This is a genomic window from Pseudomonas sp. TTU2014-080ASC, from assembly GCF_001446935.1.
Lineage (GTDB): Bacteria > Pseudomonadota > Gammaproteobacteria > Pseudomonadales > Pseudomonadaceae > Aquipseudomonas.
Window position 1 is genome coordinate 144,491 of the sequence record NZ_LKKK01000016.1, and the last position, 23,775, is coordinate 168,265.

Annotated in this window: 19 protein-coding genes and 1 pseudogene; 13 read left to right on the forward strand and 7 right to left on the reverse strand. The window is 57.2% G+C overall.

The window, feature by feature from the left end:
- Positions 1-334: 334 nt before the first annotated feature.
- Both AO726_RS21680 and AO726_RS21685 read left to right on the forward strand, forming a co-directional pair.
- A pseudogene (locus AO726_RS21680) lies at positions 335-1,174 on the forward strand (HAMP domain-containing protein); the annotation flags it as partial.
- Positions 1,175-1,291: 117 nt separating this feature from the next.
- Positions 1,292-2,032, forward strand: coding sequence for a methyl-accepting chemotaxis protein (locus AO726_RS21685; protein WP_446737438.1), 741 nt, complete (start codon positions 1,292-1,294; stop codon positions 2,030-2,032).
- Positions 2,033-2,130: 98 nt separating this feature from the next.
- Here AO726_RS21685 and AO726_RS20440 read toward each other — a convergent pair whose 3' ends face one another.
- The 7 genes from AO726_RS20440 to AO726_RS20470 all read right to left on the reverse strand — a co-directional run bounded on the left by AO726_RS20440 (position 2,131) and on the right by AO726_RS20470 (position 12,406).
- Positions 2,131-3,309, reverse strand: coding sequence for a helix-turn-helix transcriptional regulator (locus AO726_RS20440; RefSeq protein ID WP_058069962.1), 1,179 nt, complete (start codon positions 3,307-3,309; stop codon positions 2,131-2,133).
- A 119-nt stretch (positions 3,310-3,428) separates the two neighbouring features.
- A complete protein-coding gene (locus tag AO726_RS20445) occupies positions 3,429-4,658 on the reverse strand; it encodes an NADH:flavin oxidoreductase (RefSeq protein ID WP_058069963.1) in 1,230 nt (409 codons plus the stop codon).
- A gap of 10 nt (positions 4,659-4,668) precedes the next feature.
- Complete coding sequence (locus tag AO726_RS20450) at positions 4,669-5,445, reverse strand: SDR family NAD(P)-dependent oxidoreductase (RefSeq protein ID WP_058069964.1); 777 nt, start codon at positions 5,443-5,445, stop codon at positions 4,669-4,671.
- Positions 5,446-5,515: 70 nt separating this feature from the next.
- Positions 5,516-7,984, reverse strand: coding sequence for an efflux RND transporter permease subunit (locus tag AO726_RS20455; RefSeq protein ID WP_058069965.1), 2,469 nt, complete (start codon positions 7,982-7,984; stop codon positions 5,516-5,518).
- Positions 7,985-8,040: 56 nt separating this feature from the next.
- A complete protein-coding gene (locus tag AO726_RS20460) occupies positions 8,041-9,156 on the reverse strand; it encodes a WD40/YVTN/BNR-like repeat-containing protein (RefSeq protein WP_058069966.1) in 1,116 nt (371 codons plus the stop codon).
- A 234-nt stretch (positions 9,157-9,390) separates the two neighbouring features.
- Positions 9,391-10,740 carry a DUF1329 domain-containing protein gene (locus AO726_RS20465; RefSeq protein WP_058069967.1) on the reverse strand — a complete coding sequence of 450 codons (1,350 nt, stop codon included), beginning with the start codon at positions 10,738-10,740 and terminating at the stop codon, positions 9,391-9,393.
- A gap of 64 nt (positions 10,741-10,804) precedes the next feature.
- Positions 10,805-12,406: a DUF1302 domain-containing protein gene (locus tag AO726_RS20470; RefSeq protein WP_160320973.1), complete on the reverse strand. Its 1,602-nt coding sequence runs from the start codon at positions 12,404-12,406 to the stop codon at positions 10,805-10,807.
- A 371-nt stretch (positions 12,407-12,777) separates the two neighbouring features.
- Here AO726_RS20470 and AO726_RS20475 point away from each other — a divergent pair, with 371 nt between their 5' ends.
- From AO726_RS20475 to AO726_RS20525, 11 genes are all read left to right on the forward strand, one after another.
- Positions 12,778-14,535 (forward strand): FAD-binding protein, encoded by a 1,758-nt coding sequence (locus AO726_RS20475; RefSeq protein ID WP_058069969.1) that lies wholly within the window; start codon positions 12,778-12,780, stop codon positions 14,533-14,535.
- Between the two features lie 88 nt (positions 14,536-14,623).
- A complete protein-coding gene (locus AO726_RS20480) occupies positions 14,624-15,652 on the forward strand; it encodes an acyl-CoA dehydrogenase family protein (RefSeq protein ID WP_058069970.1) in 1,029 nt (342 codons plus the stop codon).
- Positions 15,652-16,782, forward strand: a complete 1,131-nt coding sequence (locus AO726_RS20485; protein ID WP_058069971.1) for an acyl-CoA dehydrogenase family protein — start codon at positions 15,652-15,654, stop codon at positions 16,780-16,782. The genes AO726_RS20480 and AO726_RS20485 overlap by 1 nt, the downstream gene beginning before the upstream one ends.
- 16 nt (positions 16,783-16,798) lie before the next feature.
- On the forward strand, positions 16,799-17,557 hold the full coding sequence (locus AO726_RS20490) for an SDR family NAD(P)-dependent oxidoreductase (protein ID WP_058069972.1): 759 nt from the start codon (positions 16,799-16,801) through the stop codon (positions 17,555-17,557).
- Between the two features lie 32 nt (positions 17,558-17,589).
- Positions 17,590-19,698, forward strand: coding sequence for an acetate--CoA ligase family protein (locus AO726_RS20495; RefSeq protein ID WP_058069973.1), 2,109 nt, complete (start codon positions 17,590-17,592; stop codon positions 19,696-19,698).
- A 10-nt stretch (positions 19,699-19,708) separates the two neighbouring features.
- Positions 19,709-20,188 (forward strand): FAS1-like dehydratase domain-containing protein, encoded by a 480-nt coding sequence (locus AO726_RS20500; RefSeq protein ID WP_058069974.1) that lies wholly within the window; start codon positions 19,709-19,711, stop codon positions 20,186-20,188.
- Complete coding sequence (locus AO726_RS20505) at positions 20,185-20,637, forward strand: MaoC/PaaZ C-terminal domain-containing protein (RefSeq protein ID WP_058069975.1); 453 nt, start codon at positions 20,185-20,187, stop codon at positions 20,635-20,637. Before AO726_RS20500 ends, AO726_RS20505 begins: the two co-directional genes overlap by 4 nt.
- Positions 20,630-21,010, forward strand: a complete 381-nt coding sequence (locus tag AO726_RS20510; protein ID WP_058069976.1) for a Zn-ribbon domain-containing OB-fold protein — start codon at positions 20,630-20,632, stop codon at positions 21,008-21,010. The genes AO726_RS20505 and AO726_RS20510 overlap by 8 nt, the downstream gene beginning before the upstream one ends.
- Positions 21,007-22,179: an acetyl-CoA acetyltransferase gene (locus AO726_RS20515; RefSeq protein WP_058069977.1), complete on the forward strand. Its 1,173-nt coding sequence runs from the start codon at positions 21,007-21,009 to the stop codon at positions 22,177-22,179. The genes AO726_RS20510 and AO726_RS20515 overlap by 4 nt, the downstream gene beginning before the upstream one ends.
- Complete coding sequence (locus tag AO726_RS20520; protein ID WP_058069978.1) at positions 22,176-22,934, forward strand: enoyl-CoA hydratase/isomerase family protein; 759 nt, start codon at positions 22,176-22,178, stop codon at positions 22,932-22,934. The genes AO726_RS20515 and AO726_RS20520 overlap by 4 nt, the downstream gene beginning before the upstream one ends.
- A 28-nt stretch (positions 22,935-22,962) precedes the next feature.
- The gene (locus AO726_RS20525) at positions 22,963-23,772 is read left to right on the forward strand and encodes an enoyl-CoA hydratase/isomerase family protein (protein ID WP_058069979.1); all 810 of its coding nucleotides are present in this window, start codon (positions 22,963-22,965) and stop codon (positions 23,770-23,772) included.
- The last annotated feature ends 3 nt before the right edge of the window (positions 23,773-23,775 follow it).

Here is a 23,775-nt window from a genome sequence, read left to right on the forward strand (position 1 = left end):
CTCTGCGTGCATGATCCGCTTGGATTAGAAATCCTGTAAAAAAATGACCTGAATCAATCAATGTTTTGATCGCACTGAAATCAGCGTGGCTTTAACAGACACCCACTAAAAAGCCCCGCCGAAGCGAGACTTTTTATAGTTGGCTACTATCCAAGCCCCTCCCTCGCCAGCCATCACCCATAACGCTCAGGCATTGAGTAGTAACAGCGCCGCGGTACTTAGAATGCGTCCGTCCGGGTGAACTTTAAAATTCTGATCCATACAGATTAGGCCAAGACAGGCCTCTGATAAGTACCTTAGCCGTTGCTGAAACTTCATCTGAATGAGGCGTTAAATGCGCAACTTCTCTGTGCGTCTTAAGCTGTATTTTTTATTGGTGTGTTTCATCTTGAGCCTCACGCTTGTCGGTACCGTGGGCTGGTTGGGGCTGCTCAAAACCCAAAGGGGAATGAGCAACATCAGTGAATCACTCACCGTCGTAGACGCGCTGTCGAAGCTGCAAAATGCCCGACTCAGCTCAATTGCAGCCATGCAGGAGGGTGCCAGCTGGCGCTCAGAGTACTTTGACAACTTTCCTGATAAGTCAGATGCGATAGCTGAAGCTCAGGGGCTGTTCAGCGATATTTTGCAGCGTCATACCCAGAGCCTCGAACTTGCCGAGCAGGCTTACTCACAGTACGACGGCATCAGCAAATCTGCGGAAGCCGAAGCCTTGTGGCTGACGTTTCAAGAGTTATGGAAGGACTTCCAAAACTCAAATCTGACCCAGACGGAAATGTGCCAGAAACTTGCAACAGCCAATAACTGGTACGACGTTCAGAATGATTCCCTCGCATTCGTCGCCCATACTCCAGCCTGGGTCGCGTCCATTCAGGCCAGTTCATCGGCATTAGAGCAATTAATTCAGCTCAGCGTCGCGGATGCAGAACAGGTCAGAACCAATGCTGAAAAAGAAACCAACGCGACACTGACCATGATCATTACAACACTGGTGATCGCGGTTCTTCTTCTCGGCGCAATATCCATCCTAATTGTTCGTGGTGTTGTCTCGCCGTTAGTGCACCTGCGCTCGCACATGGAGAAGGTCGGCGCAGACAACGACTTCACACTCAGGGTAAGTGATAAAGGCAAAGATGAAGTGGCCAGCACTGCGCACTCATTCAACCTACTGATTGAGCGGGTTCAACATGCCCTGCAAGAGGTGATTCAGGGCGCTGCCAATATAGGCCAGGCGGCCAACCAAACCAGCGCAATGGCGCAGCAAGTGGCCGGTGGTGCTGAGCAGCAAAATATGGCGGCTACCGATATCGCCAGCGCCGTTGAGCAAATGAGTGCTTCAGTCAGCCAGATCAACAGCAGCGCTCAAGAGGCACTGGCGCGCGCAGAAGAAACAGCTAATGCGGCCCACCAAGGGGTCTCCAGCATTGAACTGAGCGGTATTGAAAGCAACAAGGCGATCCAGCAAGTTAATCACACCAGCCAGTCGATTCAGGCGCTTGGCCGGGAGTCTGAACGCATCTCAAGCATCATCAGTGTGATTACCGGCATCGCTGAGCAAATCAATTTATTAGCCCTTAATGCCGCCATTGAAGCCGCACGCGCAGGCAACCATGGCAGAGGATTCGCAGTTGTTGCAGATGAAGTGCGCTCACTGGCGCTACGCACCAGCACATCGGCTGCCGAAGTGCGGGAGATGGTCAACGCCATCCAACACTCCACACGCAACGCTATTGATGACATGAAACTGGTCGTAACCAGTACTGAGCAGAGCCGCAGCCTGATTGAAACGGCCTCAGAACGCATGGCTGAAATTCTGCAATGTGCGGGAGCAGTAGCTGAGTCCATCAACAGTGTGTCCCAGGCCATGCTGGAACAGCACAAGAGCACAGAACTGATTTCCCAACGCGTTGAGCATGTCGCACAAATGAGTCAGGAAAACTGCAGCATCAGCGAGAGTGCAGCAGCCGTTTCCTCAGAGTTGGACAACGCTGCAAGCAACTTGCATCAGGCCATCCACCGCTTCAAGGTGTAAGCGCGGGCTCACCTCTACCCACCGCTTTTCAGCCCCTCAGCCAAACAAAAAAAACCGTGCAGACAATACCCTGCACGGCTGAGGAAGCACTGAATCGGTCAGTTAGTGCTTGGTATCGACAGGCCAATCACACCATTGAGAACAAGCCGTACCAACTCTGCCTGCCGCGTAACACCGGCCTTGGCAAAAACAGCCCGCAAGTGGGTGCGAGCCGTGTTGCGTCGAATCCCCAAAACCTCTGCCGCCTCATCCAGAGACAAGCCATTAGCAAGCTCCATGGCCAAGTTGGCTTCCGACGGTGTGAATTCGAAGACCCTGCGCATCACCTCACGCGGTGCTTTGGTTTGCGCCTCAGGGTCACAGATAAAGATGATCCAGGCCGGACGCCCCTTACCCTCAGACTCTTCACGCAACGGGATGCTGCGCACAACCAGCCCCAGCTTTCGCTTACCCGAAGGGCGGGATACCGACATAACCTGCGGTTGCAGGCTGCCCGAGTCCAGAAGCTCTTTAAACAGATGACGCTCATTGCGGTAATGGGTGTCCAGGCTTTTATCTGACCAGCGCAGGCCGTCGGACTCATCCAGCAGGGTGCGCGCCACTTCGTTGCAGCGCAGGACTTGCTGGTTCTCATCCAACACAACGGTGCCGATATGCAGACGATTAAGCGCCCCTTCATACATCTCGTTCTGGGTGTCTTGCAGCTCTAAGCGATTGGCTAGCCTCAGCGCTTGGCGGAAGTGAGGCAAGAGATCCCTGAGGCGCTGTTTTTCTTCCTCGCTAAACGGCTGTTCGTAGGCCATTCGGTACAAGCGCAAGCGGCAGATGGTTCCATTGTCCGAGGCGAGATTTACGCCCAGAGCATGACGGGAGCCGTAAGGACCGAAGATGTTGAGGTAGAAGTCAGAATTCAGCCACTGTTCTTGCCCTAAGTGCTCATCAACGGTGATGACCTGATCAAGGGGCAAATCCAGAAACGGATCCTGTTTCCACAATTCCTCTCGGTAGATTCGTTCTACCGGCGGGTTACTTGGGTGGCAGACCAGATAGCCCAAGTCATTGCTGGTGGAGGGTCTGATTACAATCACCGCCGTGGTGGAGCCCATGTAAACAGACAAGTGTTTAGCGGCGTCACTCCAAGGGTGGTCCGTACCCAATCCCTTGTAGATCTCATGGACCATACGGTTTTGATCCACAGTCCCAACATCGCTGTGCAAGCTCTTGGTCAGATCTCGCAATTTGGGTAGCTGTTCTGGATCTTTGAAGAGGGGAAACATTGACGCGACCGTGCTCTCAGGCCGACCCACAGCTCTAATACTTCTAGCAGCTCGCATTGCTTGAACCTCTTTTATTTTTATTCTTAGCTATCCTTTTTTACTTGTCGGGAACCGATTGGTCAATCTCCGGCAAAGGCTTTAACAAGGGCAGAATCATTGGGTGGATTAAACACACAGCGCACGCCATTCGGGTCATAAATTCCCATCACACAACGGTTGCAGCTGTTACACGCCGACTGACTGATTTGACCGCTTTGGAGTTTGTTGACGAACTGCGGGTCATGGATCAATGCACGCGCTAAAGCAACAACTTCTATACCCTCTTTCAGAACTTGCTGCGCTGCCGAAAGTGACTTAACACCCCCTACAAGTGCCAAAGGCATCGTTACTTTTTGACGGATCTGGCGGGCAGTCTCCAGGAAGTACAGCTCCCGGAACGATAAATCCTTGGGTTGCTGCAGCCCCAGCGCCCATGGGCCAATCCGTGCAAGGCCTTTGGCATGAGCCTTCATGTCGCCAATCGGCATCGGGCTACCAAACAGCGCCCAGGGGCTGTGCATGTTGTGCCCACCGCTCAAGGTCAACATGTCGGCACCTTCAGCCTCAAGCAGTGCAGCTGTTACCGCAGCTTGTTGCACGTCGATGCCGCCCTTGGCTGCATCGGTCTGGTTAATCTTGCAGGTCACCGCCAAATGCTGACCAACGGCGTCTTTTACCTGACGTAGAACCTGAGCCGGGAAGCGAGTACGCGCCTCGACACTGCCGCCATATTGGTCCTTACGTTTGTTGCTCAGCGGTGAGAGGAACTGGTTAAGCAGGTAACCATGGCCCATATGAATCTCGACCGCATCAAACCCAGCCTCCTGAGCCAGCAGTGCGGCCTGCGCAAACTCACCGGCAACACGCTGCATGTCCCGCTCTTGCATTGCGGTTTGCCAGAGGATGCCCTGCAAAAAGCCAAAGGCGTTGAACCCGGAGCTGGCTGAAAGCGGGTAACCCTGCTCAGTCCGCAGCATGGTGAAGGAGCCACCATGAGTGATCTGTAAACAGGCCGCGGCGCCTTCGGCATGCACCGCATCCGTCAACACGCGCAGATGCCGGACCACATCCTTATTCATGTAGAACTGATGGGTAAATGTCCGCCCCTCAGCAGAAACTGCGCCGTAGGCAACGGTGGTCATAGCAACCCCGCCGGCAGCGATTTCCCGGTGATGTTTAACCAGTGCTTTGGTCGGCAGCCCAGCCCCGGTCAGCCCCTCATTAGCCCCCGCTTTAATAAAGCGGTTCTTCAGAGTCAGCGGGCCAATTTTCAGTGGAGAGAACGGAGATGCAGCAGTGGCTTCAGTCATGACGTTCTCCTTAACCGTGGGTGCCGCCATCAATGCGTACAACCTCACCATTGATGAAGCTGCCGTCATCAGAAGCCAACAGTGCGATCACTGCTGCAACCTCCTCCGGCTTGCCTAACTGGCGATCTGGACGCGACAGATGCATGTACAGTTTGAAGTCAGCCCCTTTCGGGAAGCTCTGCGCCTGCGCCGCAACCATCGGCGTAGCAATACCGCCCGGTGCAATGGCATTCACCCGTACACCACGGTTCAGGTACTCACGCGACAGCGCCTGAGTCAGCGCTGCGATTCCGCCTTTACTGGCCGAATAGGCCGCCATGTATGCATGCCCGAAGAAAGCTGAGGTGGAGGCCGCGTTGACGATATTGCCCTTGCTCTCCAGCAAATAAGGCAGGGCTTCACGGCAGCACAGGAAAGTGCCTCCCAGGTTGATCTCAAGGATGCGCATGAACTCGGCAAAATCGGTTTCGGTGGTGTGCTCAGAGCTCAGTACACCAGCGAGGTTGACCAGGCCATCCAACTTGCCAACACGACCGACAAAGGCCTCAAGGGCCTGTTTAACAGCGCCTTCATCGGTTACCGACGACTGTACGTAATCAACATCGCCACCGTTTGCAGCAGTTAAGCGAGCCAGACGCTGGGTCTCTTGCAAACCTGGCAGGTCGAGGTCCAGCGCCAGCACATGGGCACCTTCTGCAACAAGACGGATTACGGTTGCCCGGCCAATCCCAGAGCCGCCCCCGGTAACCATAATGTGTTTGTTGGCGAAACGAGTGGCGTTGGACATTGCCGTAATCCTTCTTATGTTTATTAGTCAGATTGGGTCGGTTTTGCCGGCCACTGGGCCGGCAAATGGCTTATAAGCGTTGCAGTTCAGGCTCTAGTGCAGAGGAGGTCTGGACAGGGACCGGGCGGGTCTGTCCACGCAACAACAGGTGCGACAGTGCAGGGATCAGCACCAGGGCTCCGATCATGTTCCAGAGGAACATGAAGGTCAGCAGAATGCCCATGTCAGCCTGGAACTTGATCGGCGAGAACACCCAGGTCAGTACACCGGCAGCAAGCGTCAGGCCCACCAGCGCCACCACCTTGCCGGTGAATCTCAATGCTCCGGAATAGGCCTCTTCTAAGGTTGCCCCCTTGCGTTGCAGGGTCAGCTGCACACTCAACAGATACAGGGCGTAATCGACACCGGCACCTACGCCAAGCGCGATCACAGGCAGGGTGGCGACCTTAACGCCAATGCCCATTTGCACCATGATCGCTTCGCACAGCAGTGAGGTAATCACCAGCGGAACCAGTGCAACAATCACGGCACGCCAGCTGCGGAACGCGATCAGACACAGAACCACAACCGAGGCGTACAGCAGCAGCAATACGGTCAGGGTGGCGGACTCCACCACCTGGTTGGTAGCCGCCTCAATACCGGCAGGCCCTGCAGCGAGCAGGAACTGGCGGTCTTCTGTGTTGTGCTTGCTGGCAAATGCTTCAACCGCCGTGACCACACGCTGCAGGGTGTCCGCACGGTGATCCGCCAGGTAAGCCACCACAGGGCTGATTGAGCAGGTCAGGTTGGCCAGCTCAGGCGATTGCATAACAGCCAGCTGAGCGGTCTGTGCGGCCACTTCAGATACGCGGGGAATGCTCATCCATTTCGGATTAGCCTCGCCATAGCTGGAGTTGATGAAACGCACCGATGAGGACAGGCTCACCACAGACTGCACGCCCGGCACATCCCGCAGCATCCGGCTCAAGCGGTCGATTTCAGTGAGCGTCTCGAAGGTTGAGCACTCGCCCGGCTTGGTTTTAACAATTACCGCGAACTGGTCAGTGGAACGGCCGAAGCTGCTGTTAAAGAACGCCAGATCCTGGTTATAACGGGACTCAGCTCTAAGCTCAGGCGCACCGGCATCCAAGTCACCGATTTGCAGGTCGCGGCGGATATCGAAGGCGCAATAGCCCACGATCAGCGCGAGTATCACCAAGCCATGGCTGATACCAGGCTGGGTGCATTTGACCAGGGTGTCATTAACCAGCTTGAAGAATCCCCCATGCTCGGTGCGCTCTTGCTCGTTGCGCACACTGCGCAGCGCCGCACTCGGGCTGACGCCGATGTAAGACAGCATCACCGGCACCATAATCAGCTGAGTGAAGATCAGAACGAACACGCCAATACTGGTGGTGATGGCCAGATCACGGATCACCGGGATATCAATCACCATGAGGATGGCAAAGCCGAAGACGTTGGCCAGCAATGCCGTCAAGCCCGCCACAAACAGACGCCTGAAGGTGTAGCGAGCGGCCACATAGCGATCGGTACCGCGGCCGATATCCTGCATGATGCCATTCATCTTCTGCGCACCATGGGACATGCCGATGGCGAAGATCAGGAATGGAACCAAAATGGAGTACGGATCAATGTCGTAGTCCAGCAACTGCATCAGGCCAAGCAGCCAGATAACACTGCTCAGCGACGCAACCACCAGCAACACAGAGCTACGCAGGCAGCGGGTATAGCCGTAAATGATCGAGGCCACGATCAAAGCAGCCACCGCAAAGAAGCCCATCACCAGGGTCAGGCCATCAATCAGGTCACCCACCAATTTGGCAAAGCCGATGATGTGCACACGCACCTTGGGCTGACCGTCGCTACCGGCGACTTCGTACTTGCCACGGATATCCTTCTCAAGGAATTGGGCAAACTGGTTGTAGTCAAACGGCTCGCCGGTGAGCGGGTCTTTATCCATCAGAGGGACCACGATCACCGAAGAGCGCATATCCAGCGAAACCAGATCACCAATCAGATTGCCGCGCAGCACATTGACCTGCAGCTCTTGCAGCGATGCCGCCGAACCATCATAGCTGTTGGGCATGACCGGACCGCCTTCCATGCCCACTTCGGTCACTTCGTTCCAGCGTACTGCCGGCATCCACAGCGAGCGCATCCAGGCCCGGTCGACACCTGGCGCCAAGTTGATCTTGTCGTTGATCTCCTGCAGCACTTGCAGGTACTCAGGATCAAAGATGGTGCCGTTAGGGTTTTCAACCATGACCCGCACCGAGTTACCCAGCGCGGCCAGGTCTTGCTTGTTCTCCATGTAGTTACGGATGAACTCGTGAGAACTCGGCATCATCCGTTCAAAACTGGCGTTAACCCGCAGACCGAGCGCCTGATAGCCAAGCACAAAGGTCAGGCAGGTGCACAGCACCACGAAAAACAAACGGTTGTTGAAAATCAAACGCTCAACGGCGTTACCTGAGGTCAGGTTGAAATCTTTGCGATCGCCGATGACTGGCGTCGCATTGTTATCTTGGTGCTTGGCCATCTAGTTATTCCTCTAAATCAGGTCCGATGGGGCAAGAAAACGCACAAAAGCTGTGCCTATCGGGAACTCTGAGTAGTCACGCCGTTAAGCCCCACTAATGCGAACTGGCTGTCCGTTATCCCCACCACACCTGTGAACAGGCTCGGCTTGGAGATGGGCAATGGGGTCAACTGGGTGCCCTGCGCATCGGTGGCAGCCACTTGGGCTGACTGACTGATCAGGACCATCGAGCCGTTGGGCAATGCAGCCCCCGCCACAACGCCGGTATTGAAGTGGTTCTTTACTGAAGCCCAGCTCAGGCCAGCATCGGTACTGCGGAACACATGGCCGCGCAGCCCGTAAGTCAGAATCACGCCCGCTTGGCCGGTCACCCCAAACAGCGTGCCGTTGTAACCGGTTTGCTGAGCATTGAAGAACTTGCTGCTGTTATCCCTGATCCAGACGTGGCCACGCTCACCGGTGATCACCAGTTGCCCGGACACCTCAGCGATAGCGGTTAGATGCAGCAGGTCGTCGTTAGCAATCTGAGTGTTGAGTGGCTGCCAGCTGCGGCCGCCATCTTGGCTGCCCATAAACAGCCCGAAAGGGCCAACGGCATAGCCAGTCTGACCTTCACGATCAAACCAGACGCCCATAAAGAATTGGCCGGGGCCGGGGCGCGTCATATCCAAAATGGCGCTCAGGTAGACCTCTGCACGGTCCTCTGCAAGCCCGGATGCGCCGCTGCGGTAGTAGTCAGTGATGACCTTTTCCAGATCGCGACCATCCAGTTGTTTAGTCCAGGTTTTGCCGCCGTCCTGGGTGTGCACAATCGAGGCGCCGTGGCCTACAGCCCAGCCCTGCTGATCATTTGAGAAGTGCACCGCATTGAAATCGATACTGACCGGCACGCTAGCCTGACTCCAGCTAGCCCCTTGATCAGAAGAGGTGACAATCAACCCATTCTCACCGACAGCGACCAGCTGCTTGCCCGTATTGGCAATCGCTCGTAAAGGCTTGGTTTCGACCGCCGTCATAGTGGCAGCAGGCAAATCCAGTGGATCAATAAAGGCTTCATCAGCATGAACAGGCCCGGACACAGCCAAGGTTGCTGAAAGCATCAGGCCAGAAATCAAACGACGCCCAGGCGAGCTGATACGAGAACGGGCAGTGGCCTTCCACTTAGCACGCATAAATTTCTCCGCGAGATCAAGACTGCTTTTGTTTTTGTTCGCTTGCTTGCTTCGCTGGCCAGGTAACGCTCTATCTGGCCGCTGACTTGAGTTTCGGGAAATGGCGTTTTTTACGCATGCTGCAAGTGGATTAGAAAGCAGCAAATCTGTCTGAAGGGGATAATTTTCCGCTCAAATGCAAAGAGCCCGATCAAGGACCGGGCTCTCTGTTTAGCGGGTTTTCACGCATTCACATTAACGGATGCCACCACCTGCCATAGAGTCAGGTGTAAGACGGCTATTCGGCCAACGGTCAACACGGATGTAGCCCGAACCACCGTGCATGTGCATGGAGCTTACGTACTGGCCTTTTACCAGGTCGTAAATCACCATTGGCGTGTTCGGCACCGACTTGGTATTCCAGTCGTAGGTCAGCAGCCCCTGAGCACTGCGCATCATCTTGCCAGCCTGGTCGTAACCCTCGTACAGCACGATTGACCAGCTATCTTCATCCACATAGAAGACTTTCTTGCTCTGGGCGTGACGCTTGCCCGGCTTCAGCGTTGCTTCAACAACCCATACGCGATGAGGCTCCCAGCGCATCACATCAGGATTGGCAAACTGTTTGCCGTAGGCGTCTTCTGCCTTGGTGTGCATCAGGAACTTGTAGTTGTTGTACGGCACCAGCAGCTCTTTTTTGCCGACCAGTTTGAAGTCAAAGCGATCCAGCTGACCTTCCCAGAGACCCAATTCATCAAAGAAGTAGGTGCCACCGGCGTTGGTCATTGGCGTGTCGTAGCCAAAGTCTGGTGCCAGACGCACTCGACGCTGCCCCTGACTGTAAGACCAGATCTTGTTATTACCGTCTTTTTTGAAGTTGAGACTCATGTAAGTCAGCGACTTCTCACCCACCATACGGGCTGGGCCGTGATAAACGCTCAGACGACGCTGGAAGTACTGAGCAATACTCTCCGGGGCCTCGTGGTACGGCGACTCGGTGTAGTTTTCCAGATCATGGGTCATGATCAGGTTGCCCGAACCATCCACCATGTAACCGGCAAAGCGTGAGCGGTAAGGAGGGCCGTAGTAACGCAGGTTATGGTTCCAGATGACCTCAGCACCGAATTTCGGGATCGGATAGGGATAACCGCCCATGGCGCCGCCCACCTCAGAACCGTCTTCGCTGTTATTGACCCGCGTAGCGTTCTCAACAGATGCCTTCTTCAGCCACTCAGGGAAATCAACAATACGGTGGCTTTGATAGACATCGACACGGAAGTCAGACCAACGCTGCAACAGCTCTTTAGTACCCGGGGAGAGCTTGTCAGCATACTGATCCATATTGCTGGCGTTCACCGAATACAGCGCTTTTTCGCTGGCAAACGGATCCGGATAAATCCCGCCTTCTTGCGGCATGTCCGGGCCCTTCCAGCCACTCACCCACTCAGGAATGGTACCATCGGCACTGCCTGCACGCTCAGCGCCAACGTGGGTCAACTTATCGCCACCCAGCTGGGCTGCTTCCTCAGCTGACACCGCTGCCAAACAGGGTCCGGCAAGCGCACAAGACAGTGCAATTGATAGGGTTAACTGACTCATCTTCATTTTTATTTTCCTCGTAGACGAACCCAAGGCTTTGCAAAAACACTCAACCCAACAGGCGAGTGTTTTACAGGCTGGTTTGGAATGTCAGGTTGATACGCCCGCGATCGGTCTGCCCCATCGCACCAATCCGCTCCTCAGAGTCACCCGCATCGGAATACTGAAGGCCGATTTTGTAACGCTGATTGACGTCCGCAGTCACACCCAGAGACCATGCAAATGCACGCTTGGCCGAGCCCATGAGCGTTGGCGAGTTACCGTGCAAGCCATAGCCTGCAAGGATGGCGCTACCGGTCAGGTCAACACCCGGCAGGACCTGGCTCCAGGTCGGCTGCACGATCAACGAGAAGCTGCTGGCGTCGCGAGTACCGCAGCCAGGGCCATCCAACGCGTCGTTACATTTCGAGAAGCGCTCTTCGTTGTGCGTCACTTCGTCGAGGTAGGTATACGCCACCTCAGCAACGATGATGCCGAAGTCATACAAAGGCAGGTTTGGCATTGGCACCTGAGCATTGATCAGGCCGTGCCAGGTATTACCCTTAGCGCCAGTGATGTCATCGTTGAAGATGAGATCCGCGTTCGAATCCAAAGCCGTGCTACGACGGTGGGAGATTTCAGCCCCCCAACTGATGTCCATCCAACTGAAGTTGGTGAAGGCACCAAAAAGGTCAACACCGGTGTTGTAGGACTGATGGAAGCGCGAGGAAACCAGCGGAACAGTCGGGTCAAACGACATCAAACCCAGCCACGGCTGCATTTCATTCATGCGGCGATAGACGAAACCGAAGTTACCGCCCCCCATCCACTCAGGGCTGATGCTCAACTGCAGACCGTAGGCATTACCGTATTTATCATCCGGCTCGATGATGTCGCCCTGCGGTACATAGATATCCCCAATGACTGGATACGAGCCGGCAAAAATCCGTCCCTGATCGCCGTACAGGAAGTCCGGCCCACCGAGGAACGTACCGCCCTCAGCCTGACGGTTAGGCTTCCAGTCAAACTGGTAATAGCCCGACAGTGACAGGGTGTCAGTCAATTGCGACTGGAAGGACAGTTGCGGCAATGGCATGGCCAGTTCTTTAGGCGATGCACCCGGCACCTCAGCGCCTTTTTGCAGGTTCCCCGGCTGCTGGCTCCAGGTAATGGAATCTGCCGAGTTGACTTGCGACACGCCCCACACCAGCGAGTGCTGACCGGCTTTTACCTGAACCGGCACATGGCCGATATCGAAGCGGCCAAACACAAAGGCATCAAGAATCTCACCGGACGGGCCGTAGTAATAACGGCGGGCCTGGCGCGACATTTTGTTGTTCGGGTATGCCGAGGCTCCTGCGTACATCGGGTTACCGTTCAACTCGTCATCACGGTAAGCGTGGTCATACCAGCCTGTGGCACTGACACGAAAGCCATAGTCATCTTTGTAGATGAAGTCGAACTCACTTAGCACGTCCAAGCGGCGCTTGGTCATGTCGCCGCGTTCTGCGAAATAGTCCGACTGATGTGCGGTAGGGTCATCACCGATTTTCGAATCAATGGACTCCAGACGCCAGCCCATCCCCAGGCGTAACTCTGTGGTCCAGTTAATGCGCACATCAGGGTTGCCTGTATCGATCTGTACCGCCTGAGCCAACGGGCTCAGCAGGAATCCCATAAGTGCAAATGGCATCGTCTTACGACGCCAATCAGTAATCTTAAAAACTGCATTTTCTTCGAGATGCATGTTGTGCTCCGAAAGCCCAAGTCTGGTTTTGTTCTTGTTCAGCTTGTCTCGTTGCCAAAGCAGTCGTGCCATTGGTGGTACGACCCGCAAATTAGTGTCAACACAATCCCACCTACTGGCCTCAACCGTTTGCAGTAGCTCAACGAATAAATATGCGAAAACTCAACTATCCACAGAAAAACGCGAAATCTACTGCGTTCGGTTGATGCCCATCCCCGCTCGTGCGCTGCAACCTAATTAACAACGCCTTGCTCGCTCAATGCAGGCCACGCTCCAGAACAACATGCTGACAAGCGCACAATTACGGAGACCAAAAGATGAATGCCGTCATCGACGACAAACGCTGTGAAGTGCTGGTTGTAGGCTCGGGAGCCGGAGCTTTGCTCGCGGCCATCCGCGCCCATGACCAAGGACTGAAAGTGCTGGTGATCGAAAAGACAGATCGCTACGGAGGCACCTCAGCACTGTCTGGCGGCGGCATTTGGATTCCGAACAATTCCGGCATTGTTCAGCAGGACTCCTACGAACAAGCCCTGACCTATTTCAAAGCCTGTACACAGGGTTTGGTGCCTGAAGAAAAACTGCGTGCCTACCTCGACTCAGCGCCGGAAATGGTCGAGTACATGCGCAATAACGTCGGCGTTAAGTACAACCCGGTAGAAGGTTATTCGGACTACTGCCAACACCTGCCTGGTGCTTCCGATAACGGCCGCACCATGTTCGTAGAACCGGTGGATGCAGGCGTATTGGGCGCTGATTTTTTTGCGCTGCGTGAAGCCGACATGGGCGCCAAACTGTTTGGCCGCATTGCCCTGGATTACTACGACGGGCAGCTGCTGGGCGCACGCGCCAAAGGCTGGAAGCGCAAGATTTTCTCCCTGATCTGGAACTACTGGTCCGACCTCAGCTGGCGCGCCAAGACCCGCCGTGATCGCCGGGTCACCATGGGCAGTGCGTTAATCGCCGGCCTGCGCATTGGCATGCAGCAACGCAACATCCCACTGCTGTTGAACACACCGCTTGAGCAGCTGATCGTCGAAAACGGTCAGGTAACCGGGGCTGTCGTCAGCCAGAACGCAAACACTTTCAAGATCCACGCAAGCAAAGCCGTGATTCTGGGTGCCGGTGGTTTTGAGCAGGATCAGAAGCTTCGTGATGAATACCTGAAGACCGCAACCAAGGTTGAGTGGAGCGTTACCCCGATGCATGGCAACACCGGCGGGGCCATTCAAGCCGGTCAACATATCGGCGCGGCCACCGAATTCATGCACGAAGCATGGTGGGCACCGACTGTACGCATTCCTGCAGCGGACACGCCGAACGTCAACATGCGCAGCGCCCTGTTTATTGAGCGCAGCTATGCCCACAGCCTGTGCGTAAACCGACTCGGGAAACGCTTTGCCAACGAGGCCATGTCCTATAACGACTTCGGCCACGAAATGATCCGCGATAACCAGCAGAGCGGCGCTAATACACCATGCTGGTTCATCTTCGATGCCAACTACCGCAAAAAGAACATTCTGGGCCGGATCATGCCTGGTTCCATCATGCCGGATTCGAGCCTTCCGCCAGAGTGGTGGGACACCGTCCTGTACCGCGCCGGCAGCATCAGCGAGCTGGCGCAAAAAATCGGCATCGACAGCAAGCAGTTGGAACAGACCATCTCCACCTTTAATGGCTATGCCAAGACGGGCGTGGATTTGGAGTTTAAACGTGGCCATTACAGCTTCGACCGTTTCTACTGCGACCCGCGCCACCAGCCCAACCCAAGCCTGGGCGCGCTGGAGAAAGCGCCCTTCTACGCCATTCGCGTCGACCTCGGCGACCTTGGCAGCAAGGGCGGTTTGAAAGTCGACAAAGACGCCAACGTACTGGATCTGGACGGCAAACCGATCCCCGGCCTGTACGCCATCGGCAACACATCAGGCGCTGTAACTGCGGACTCCTACCCGGGAGCTGGCGGCACGTTAGGCCCTGCGCTGACCTTTGGTTACCGCGCGGCCAATCACATCGCCCAGCACGCCAACAGCCAAAGCACCCATAGCCAAAACCAGCCGGAACAGACGCTCGTTTAACGCTGCATCTTCGGCAAGACCTGACGTGCTCAACGCCCTGAAAAAGCGCTGAGCACGGTATTTCCATACTTTGAAAAGGAGCTCATCAGTGCTCGCGCTCTTCAACGATGAACAGCAGATGTTCGAAAGCACCGCCAAACGGCTCGCTCAATCCATCGGTATCAGCAACCCGCATGAGCTGACTACCGTCGACCGTGCCATGGGTTGGGAAATGATTACGGACGTCGGCCTGCTCGGACTCCGTATGCGTGACGACAATGTGCCTCTGGCCTCTGGCGTAGAAGTCATGATCGCCGCCCAAGCCCTGGCAGAAACCTTGGTGCCACAGCCCTTTGTTTCATCCCTGCTCAGCAGCGAGCTGCTGGAAATTGCCCAGGCTCCGAACGAACTCATCGCCGAGCTGAGCGCAGGTGAAGTCCGCTACTCGCTGTTGCTGGACCGCAACCTTGAGCGCCTGGCCTCCCCGGATGAAGCCGACTGTCTGGCATGGGACTGTGAGCGTGCTCACTACGCCCTGGGTTTGAAAAACAACACGCTGGTGCGCGTAAACCTGAGCCAGGGTTTCAAAGACGCAGCCGGAGCAGCCGACCTGACCCGCAGCATCAAACACCGCAATGGCGCGCTCGGCGAAGTCGAAACCATCGGCAGCGCGATTGCCGAAGACAGCCTTAAGCGCTGGCACGCACTGGCACTGACTACGATTGCAGCCGACATCGCCGGCACCCTCAGCGGTGCCTTTACCGGTGCAGTGGCGTACACCAAAGAGCGCGTGCAGTACGAAGCGCTGATTGGCAGCTTCCAGGCCATCCAACACCTGTGCGCCGAGATGCTGGTACAGATTCAGGCCGCCCAAAGCGCCAACTGCTATGCCGCCTGGGCCATTGATCAGCTCGATGCTGATGAAGCCCTGCTGGCTGCCCGCACCGCCAAAGCCTATGCCGCCTCGGTCGCCCTTCCGGTTACTGAAACCGTCATGCAGGTGTACGGCGGTATTGGTCAGACCTGGGAGCACATTGCCCACGTCTATACCCGCCGCGCCCTGCTTAACGCCCGCCTGTTTGGCACTGAATCACAGCAACTGCATCACATTGCCGATGCCCGCCTGGGAGCCTGCTAATGGATTACCGCGACACACCCGAAGAAGCCAAATTCCGCCTCGAACTGCGCGAATGGTTCAAGCACAACATTCCAGCTGGCTGGAAAGAAATCACAGACATTCCTGGCCAGCGCGCCCTGCAAAAGAGCTGGCATCAGGCGCTGTATGCCGGCGGTTACATGGGCCTGAACTGGCCCAAGGAATATGGCGGCCAAGGCCTGGAAGCCAGCTACGACGCCATCCTCAATGACGAGGCCAGCCGTGCCGACTCACCACGCCTGCCTGCTATGGTGAACTACCTGGGCCGGGCAATTTTCACCTATGGCACCGAAGAGCAGAAGCAGCAGTTCCTGCCGACCCTGCTCAGCGGTGAAGTGCAGTGGTGCCAGGGCTTCAGTGAGCCAGGCGCAGGGTCCGACCTCGCCTCACTGCGTACCCGTGCAGAGCTGGATGGCGATGAATACGTGGTCAACGGCCAGAAGATGTGGACCAGCGGCGCCCTGTTCGCAGACTGGTGCCTGTTGCTGGCACGTACCGATAGCAGCGTAGCCAAGCACAAGGGCATCTCCTGCCTGCTGACCCCGCTGAATGCACCGGGCATCACCGTACAACCGATCGTGCTGCACAGTGGCGACCCTGAAACCGCCGAAGTGTTCTTTGACGACGTGCGCATTCCGGCCAGCCACCGTATCGGTAATGAGGGTGACGGTTGGCGTATTGCCATGACCACCGTCTCCTACGAGCGCGGTGCATCCGATACCGGCTCGATCTCAACCCTGCTGCGTCAGTTGCATGAGCTGGAAGAAATCGCGGCGGCCCGCGGCCTGCTTAACGACCCGGCCACCCGGCAAAAACTGGCCCGTGCCTACGTCGACATTCAGGCCCTGAAACTCAACGTAGCCCAGCAATTGTCCATGCGCCTGGCCGGCCGTGCGCCTGGCCCGGAAGGCTCGGTGGGCAAACTGCTGTGGTCCAAAGCGGCGCAATACACCATGCACGTGGCCCTGGATGTACTGGGTGCTGACGCCCTCAACGGCAATGCACCGCGCTGGCTGTCGGAGTACTTCACCTCACGTCCGGTGAGCGTGTACGGCGGCTCCTCGCAAATTCAGAAAAACATTCTCGCGCGCATGCTCGACATGCCTCGCTAAGCCCGGAGACCAAATTATGCGTTTGAAGAATCGTGTAGCAGTGATCACCGGTGCCTCCCAAGGCATCGGTCGCTGCATCGCCCAGCGCTACGCCGAAGAAGGCGCAGCGGTTGCAGTCATCGACGTTAACGTCAGCGGCGGTGAAGAAACCGTTGCCCTGATTCAAGCCGCCGGCGGACGTGCCACTTTTGTTCGCTGCGACATTTCCAAGCGTGAAGAAGTGAACGCCGCAGCCGCTCAGGTCAAATCCGTATTTGGCCCGATCGATATTCTGGTCAACAACGCCGGCATCACTCGCCCGGCCATGCTGCACAAAATGACCGATGCAGAGTGGAGCCAAGTTATTGATGTGCACATGAACGGTTCGTTCTACTGGCTGCAGGCTGTGGTGCACGACATGATCGAGCGCAAGTGGGGCCGCATCATCTTCGTCAGCTCCTCCACCGCGCAAAACGGCTCCATCGGCCAGATCAACTACGCAGCGGCCAAGTCCGCCATGCTCGGCATGACCCGCACAGCGGCGCGCGAGCTGGGCAAACACAACATTCTGGTCAACGCCGTGGCTCCGGCAGCGGCAACCGAAATGACCAAAACCATCATGAACGATCCGAAGTTTGCCGAGCAGCAAGCTGCCGCGCTTAAGCAGCATCCGCTGCGCCGCTCAGCAGAACCGGACGAAATAGCCCCGACATTTATCTATCTCGCCAGTGAAGAATCATCCTACATGACCGGTCAGGTTCTGTCCGTCGACGGCGGCTCCATGCTGGTGCGCTAAGCGCGCCGCCCTGTTAAGCAAGGATCACAATAATGACAACAAATAACGTTACTGATCTGGATCGCTTACTGGCTCCCAAATCCATTGCCATGGTTGGGGCCTCAAACAATATGTACAGCATTGGCGGGCTGGTCTTTGCCAATATCAAGCGCTCATTCCAGGGCGCTCTGTTCCCCATTCACCCCAAGGATGCTGAAGTTCAGGGCCTGACCGCCTATGCCGACATCAGCGCACTGCCGCAAAGCGTTGATCTGGTTGTGATCGCTGTGGCCAGCCATGCGGTGGAAGCGGTGATTGAACAAGCCGTTGCCAAAGGTGTTGGCGGTGTTGTGCTGCTCTCATCTGGCTTTGCTGAAGCCGGCGAAGAAGGCATTGCCCTGCAAGCCCGCGTGGCCCAGAAAGCCCGCGAAGGCGGTGTGCGGGTGATCGGCCCGAACTGCATCGGTTATCTGAACATCAGCGGCGGCGTCATGGCTAACTTTGCCTTGACCCCGGACGAGCCGCTGCCTCCGGGCGGCAGTGTCGCGCTGGTTTCCCAGAGCGGTGGTTTTGGCTCCTACCTGACCACCAAAGGCCTGCTCACCGGCCTGCGTCTGGGCTGGTTCGTCAGCACCGGTAACGAGCTGGACGTGAACATTGCCGGGGTGCTGCGTTATTTGGTTGAGCGCCCGGAAGTGAAGGTCATGCTGGCGTTCAGCGAAACCCTGCGCGATCCGCACGTGTTTATTGAAACCGCACGCCGCGCTCAGGAGCTGGACAAACCGCTGATCATTCTCAAAGCCGGGCGCTCAGAAGCCGCCGCCAAAGCAGCGATGAGCCACACAGCTTCGGTCGTGGGCGCAGTCAATGTGTTCGACGCAGTTTGCCGTCAGTACGGCGTCATCGTCGCTCACAGCATGGAAGAAATGCTCGATCTGGGCATGATCTTCCAGGACGGTCGCCGGGTTAAAAACAACCGCGTAGCGGTGATGACCACCTCCGGCGGCACCGGCGTACTGCTGGCTGATGAATCCGCACTGAGCGGTCTGGATGTGCCGACCTTCCCGGCTGACGAGCAACAAAAAATGCTCGATGTGCTGCACACGCCGTTCTATGGCAGCGTGGCCAACCCCATCGACACCACCGCAGCGATTCGCCCGGACGCACTCAAAGCGGTGCAACAACTGGTCGCCAATAGCCCGTCAATCGACATGATGACCACCGTCACCTGGGCGCGGGCAATTGAAGCAGCTAAGGATCTGGTCACGCTTTATCAGTCCACTGATAAGCCGCTGGCGGTGCTCTCCACAGACCTGGTTGAACCACTTAAAGAAGCCGGTGTGCCGACCTATACCGACCCGCAGCGCGTAGCCAAATCGCTGGCGGCACTGTATCGCTTCTCCACGCGCCGCCCATTGACTGACGGTGCCTTCAGCACCGATGCCAACCGTGCGGCGCGTGCCCGTCAGCATCTGGAATTGCCTGCCGGCGAATACGTGCTGATGGAAGCCCAGGGCAAGCGTCTGTTTGCTGAATACGGCATTCCGCTAACAGCCGAAGAATGGGTACACAGCGAAGATCAGGCAGTTGCCGCCGCTGAGCGCATTGGCGGCAAAGTGGTGCTGAAGATCATGTCTTATCAGCTGCCGCACAAGTCCGATGTGGGCGGTGTACGCCTCGGTTTGCAAGGTGAGCAGGCAGTACGTGAAGCCTATCGCGCCATGCTCGAAGAGGTTTCCCGTCGTGCACCTAATGCCAAGCTCGACGGTGTATTGGTGCAGCAAATGGTGCCTGCACGCATGGAACTGACCTGCGGCCTGCAGCGTGACGAAGTGTTTGGTCCGATGGTTGCTGTCGGCCTGGGCGGTGTACTGGTTGAGCAGTTGGCAGAAACCACCCTGCTGCGCCCACCGTTCAGCCTCGAAACTGCACGCCAGGCACTGGGCCAGCTGCTTGGCGGGCGTCTGATTCAGGGCCGCCGCGGCCTGTCCGACGAGGAGCAGAATCAGATCGCAGCGATCATGGTGGGTGTCGGCAACCTGGCACTGGAAAACGACAACATCAGCGAAGTCGACATCAACCCAATCCGGGTCGATGAAGGCAAAGCCTACGCGGCCGATGCGCTGGTCGTGCTGGCTGGCGCTCCTGAAGTCGCTCACTAAGGAAGCTGACATGGCAGATCAATCCCTGATCGGCTACCAGTTCCCGGAGTTTCGGTTCACGGTTGAAGAAGGCAAGGTTGCGGAGTTCGCCAAGGCGATCTTCGCAACCGACCCGCTCTACCTTGATCTGGACGCGGCACAACAGCAGGGCTTCAACTCCCTGCTGGCACCGCCGACGTTCAGCGCCGTCACTCTGCATTGGCAGCCACAACAAGACGGCAACCCACTCAACCTCGACCTGACCCGCGTGCTGGCCGGCGGTAACGAGTGGGAGTACCTGCGCCCTGTCGTAGCCGGTGAAACCTTCACCGTGCGCACGCGCATTGCTGACGTCAGCAAAAAGCAAGGTTCCCGCGGCGAAATGACATTCATCATCCGCGAAATGGGCTTTTACGACGCGCACGATTCGCTGGCCTTAATTGCCCGCAGCACCATCATCGAAATGCCGCCGCGGCCAGCCACTAAACCTGCCGGGGAGACCTCAGCATGAGCGCTGCCTTGAAGACGTTTACTCCGGGCGATACCGCGCCTGAACGTCGGGTTGGGCCCATCAGCCGGACCGACATTGTCCGCTACGCTGGGGCTGGCGGGGACTTTAACCCCATTCACCACGACGAAACATTCGCCCAAGGCGCAGGCTTCCCCAGTGTATTTGCTCACGGCCTGCTCACCGCCGGCATTCTCTCGACATACACCAGCCAGTGGCTGGGTCTGACCGCGCTGCGTAAGTACGCCGTGCGCTATGTCGCCCAAGTCTGGCCGGGAGACACCCTACTGCTCAGCGGTGAGGTTACGTCTGTTGAAACCACAGCCGATGGCACCCGAGTGGTGACCTGCGAGTTGCTGGTGCAACGCGAAGCCAACGGCCAACAGCAAGAAGTGCTCAAGGCAACCGCCGTCGCGCATTACGACCAATCAGCAGGTGAATCGGATGACTGATGTTTTCGAAACCGAGCCTTATCAGCGCTATCTGGAAGGTCTTGAGCGTGGCGTGTTGGTCTATCAGCACTGCAACGAATGCCACAAAGCCATTTTCTATCCCCGCCCCGGCTGCCCATTCTGCGGCGCACTGGATTTGCAGCTTCGCGACAGTAAAGGGAGCGGCACGCTGTATTCGGTCAGTGTCGTGCACGACAAAACCCAGAACTACAACCTGGTGCTGGTCGATCTGGATGAAGGCTTCCGCATCATGAGTACCGTGCCCGACTGTGAGGCACCCTCGATTGGGGCCCGTGTTAAAGGCCGAGTAGAACAACTGCCCGAGCAAGAACCACGCGTTGTATTTGATCTGTGCGAAGGGGTGCAAGAATGACTTTTGAACATCTGCGCGGCAAAGCCGCAATCGTAGGTGTGGCAGAGTCGGACCTCGGTGATGTCGGGCCACAGCGCTATGCCATTGAGCTGGCCGCCCAGGCTGCTTACCGGGCTCTGGAAGATGCTGGCCTGCGCAGCACAGACGTTGACGGTTTGTTCAGCTGCGTCATGGGGCGCTTCATGAGCAACCTGGACTTCGGCGAATACATGGGCATTCGGCCACGCTACAGCGACAGCGGCGTGATTGGCGGCAGCTCATTTCTGTCCTACGTGTTCCATGCTGCAGCCGCTATTGATGCAGGCCTGTGTGACACCGCGCTGATCGTCTATGGCAGCACGCCACGGGCCGACGGGCATCGTCGCCAACCGCTGACTGGCAGCCCGGAACGCCCTAATTACGAAGCCCCTTATAAGCCGCGCCATCCGGTCTCAGGCTATGCCCTGGCTACCGCACGGCACATGCACCAGTACGGCACCACCCGCGAGCAACTGGCTGAAGTTGCCGTTGCTGCCCGCGCCTGGGCCCAACTGAATCCGGCGGCATTCCATTACGGCAAAGGCCCGCTGACAGTGGGTGAAGTGCTGGACAGCAAGATGATCTCCAGCCCACTGACCATTCGTGACTGCTGCTTGGTCACCGATGGCGGCGGCGCGCTGGTGATGACCAGTGCCGAGCGCGCTAAGCAACTGCGTAAACCGCCGGTTTACCTGTTGGGAGCCGGTGAGGCGCACTCGCACCGCAGCATTTCGCAAATGCCGGACCTGACCACTACCTGCGCGGTTGAGTCCTCCGCACGGGCCTATGCCATGGCCGGTGTGAAGCCGTCCGATGTCAACGTGCTGCAGCTCTACGATGCCTTCACCATCAACCCAATCATGTTCCTTGAGGACCTGGGTTTTTGCGCCAAGGGTGAAGGCGGCGCGTTTGTCGCCGATGGCCGAATCGCTCCGGGTGGCAGCCTACCGGTGAACACCAACGGCGGCGGTCTGGCCCATTGTCACCCCGGCATGTACGGCATCTTTGCCCTGATTGAAGCAGCCCGCCAGGTGCGTGGTGAAGCCGGTGAGCGCCAGCAAAAGGGGGTTGATATTGCCCTGGCTCAAGGCAATGGCGGTCAGTTCTCAAGCCAAGTCACAGCCATTCTCGGCTCAGAGGCAGCGCTATGAGTTGCGTATTGCGCGAGCGTCACGGCGACGTATTGCTGGTCACACTTAACCGGCCAGATGCCCTCAACAGCTTCAACGCTGACATGCACCGTGCACTCTCTGATGCCTGGCATGAAGCCAGTGACAGTGAGATTCGCGCCGTCGTCCTGACCGGTGCCGGACGGGGCTTTTGTGCCGGTGCAGACCTGCACTCCCCGCCAGCCCCCGAAAGTATCGGCCACAACACACTGCGCCATACCTTCAACCCCCACACGTTGGCGATGGCGGCGTTGGATAAACCCGTTATTGCAGCCATCAACGGTGCAGCAGCGGGTGCAGGGCTTTCGCTGGCCTGCGCGGCCGACATTCAACTGGCGTCCAGTCAGGCCAAATTTGTTCCTGCATTCGTCGACATCGGCTTAGTGCCTGATGCCGGTGGCAGCTGGTTTATCAGCCGCCTGCTGGGCTATTCGAAAGCCTTTCGCTGGCTGGCCAGCAACCAGCGTCTGAGTGCTGAAGAGGCCTTGAACTGGGGACTGGTCAGCGAAGTGTTGCCCCCGGAAGAACTGTTGGGCCGGGCCCTGGAACTGGCCCAGCAACTGGCCGCCAAACCCGGCGCAGCCATCGGGCTAACCAAACGCTTATTGGCGCAAGCCAGCCGCAACAGTCTGGCTGACCAACTAGAAGCAGAAGTCACCTTACAGAACATGGCGGTCAATGACCCAGCCCGTGCCAAAGCCCGTGCAGCCATGCTCGAAAAAATTTCCCGGGGCTGATGACCCTTACGTTTAAACCGGAGTTGTCATGATTGATTACGGACGTTTTCGCAGCATCCTGGCAGAGCGTCAGGAGCATGTGCTGATCCTGACCCTCAACCGCCCGGACCGCCTCAACGCGGTAGGCGATGACATGCATGAAGGGCTGGAGGCCATTCTGGCTGACCTGCGCAACGACTCAAGTGTTCGAGCGGTGGTGCTGCAAGCTGCAGGCCGCGCATTTTGCGTCGGCGGTGACGTGAAGTCATTCGACGAAGAGCCGCAAGCCGAGCAAACCCCTTATGAGCAGATGCAACTGGTTACCCGCAGCGCGACCAACCTGATCGAACGCTTCATCGACGTACCACAACCGATGATCTGCGCGGTTCAGGGCTATGCCATGGGGCTGGGCGCGACATTGGCGCTGATGTGCGATGTGCTGCTGATTGCCGAAGACGCACAGATCGCGGACACCCACGTCCCAGTCGGCCTTGTAGCCGGTGATGGCGGCGCTCTGGCTTGGCCGCTGGCGATGCCGTTCGGCGCAGCCAAGTACTACCTGATGACCGGCGACCGGGTCGGCGGTGTTGAGGCTGCACGTCTTGGCCTTGCCCTGAAAGCAGTGCCGGCAAGCGAGTTGCAGGAGCAGGCGCATGCCATGGCACACAAAATTGCCAAGCTGCCGCCTCTGGCCGTCCAAGGCACTAAACGCACCCTCAACAACATCCTCCGCCACCGCAGCCAGTTGACCCTGGAAAGCGGCCTGCAAGCGGAAGCTGCAACCTTCCTGAGCAATGACCACAAAGAGGCTGTCAGCGCCTTTGTGGAAAAACGCAGCGCCACCTTTGCAGGACGCTAAGCC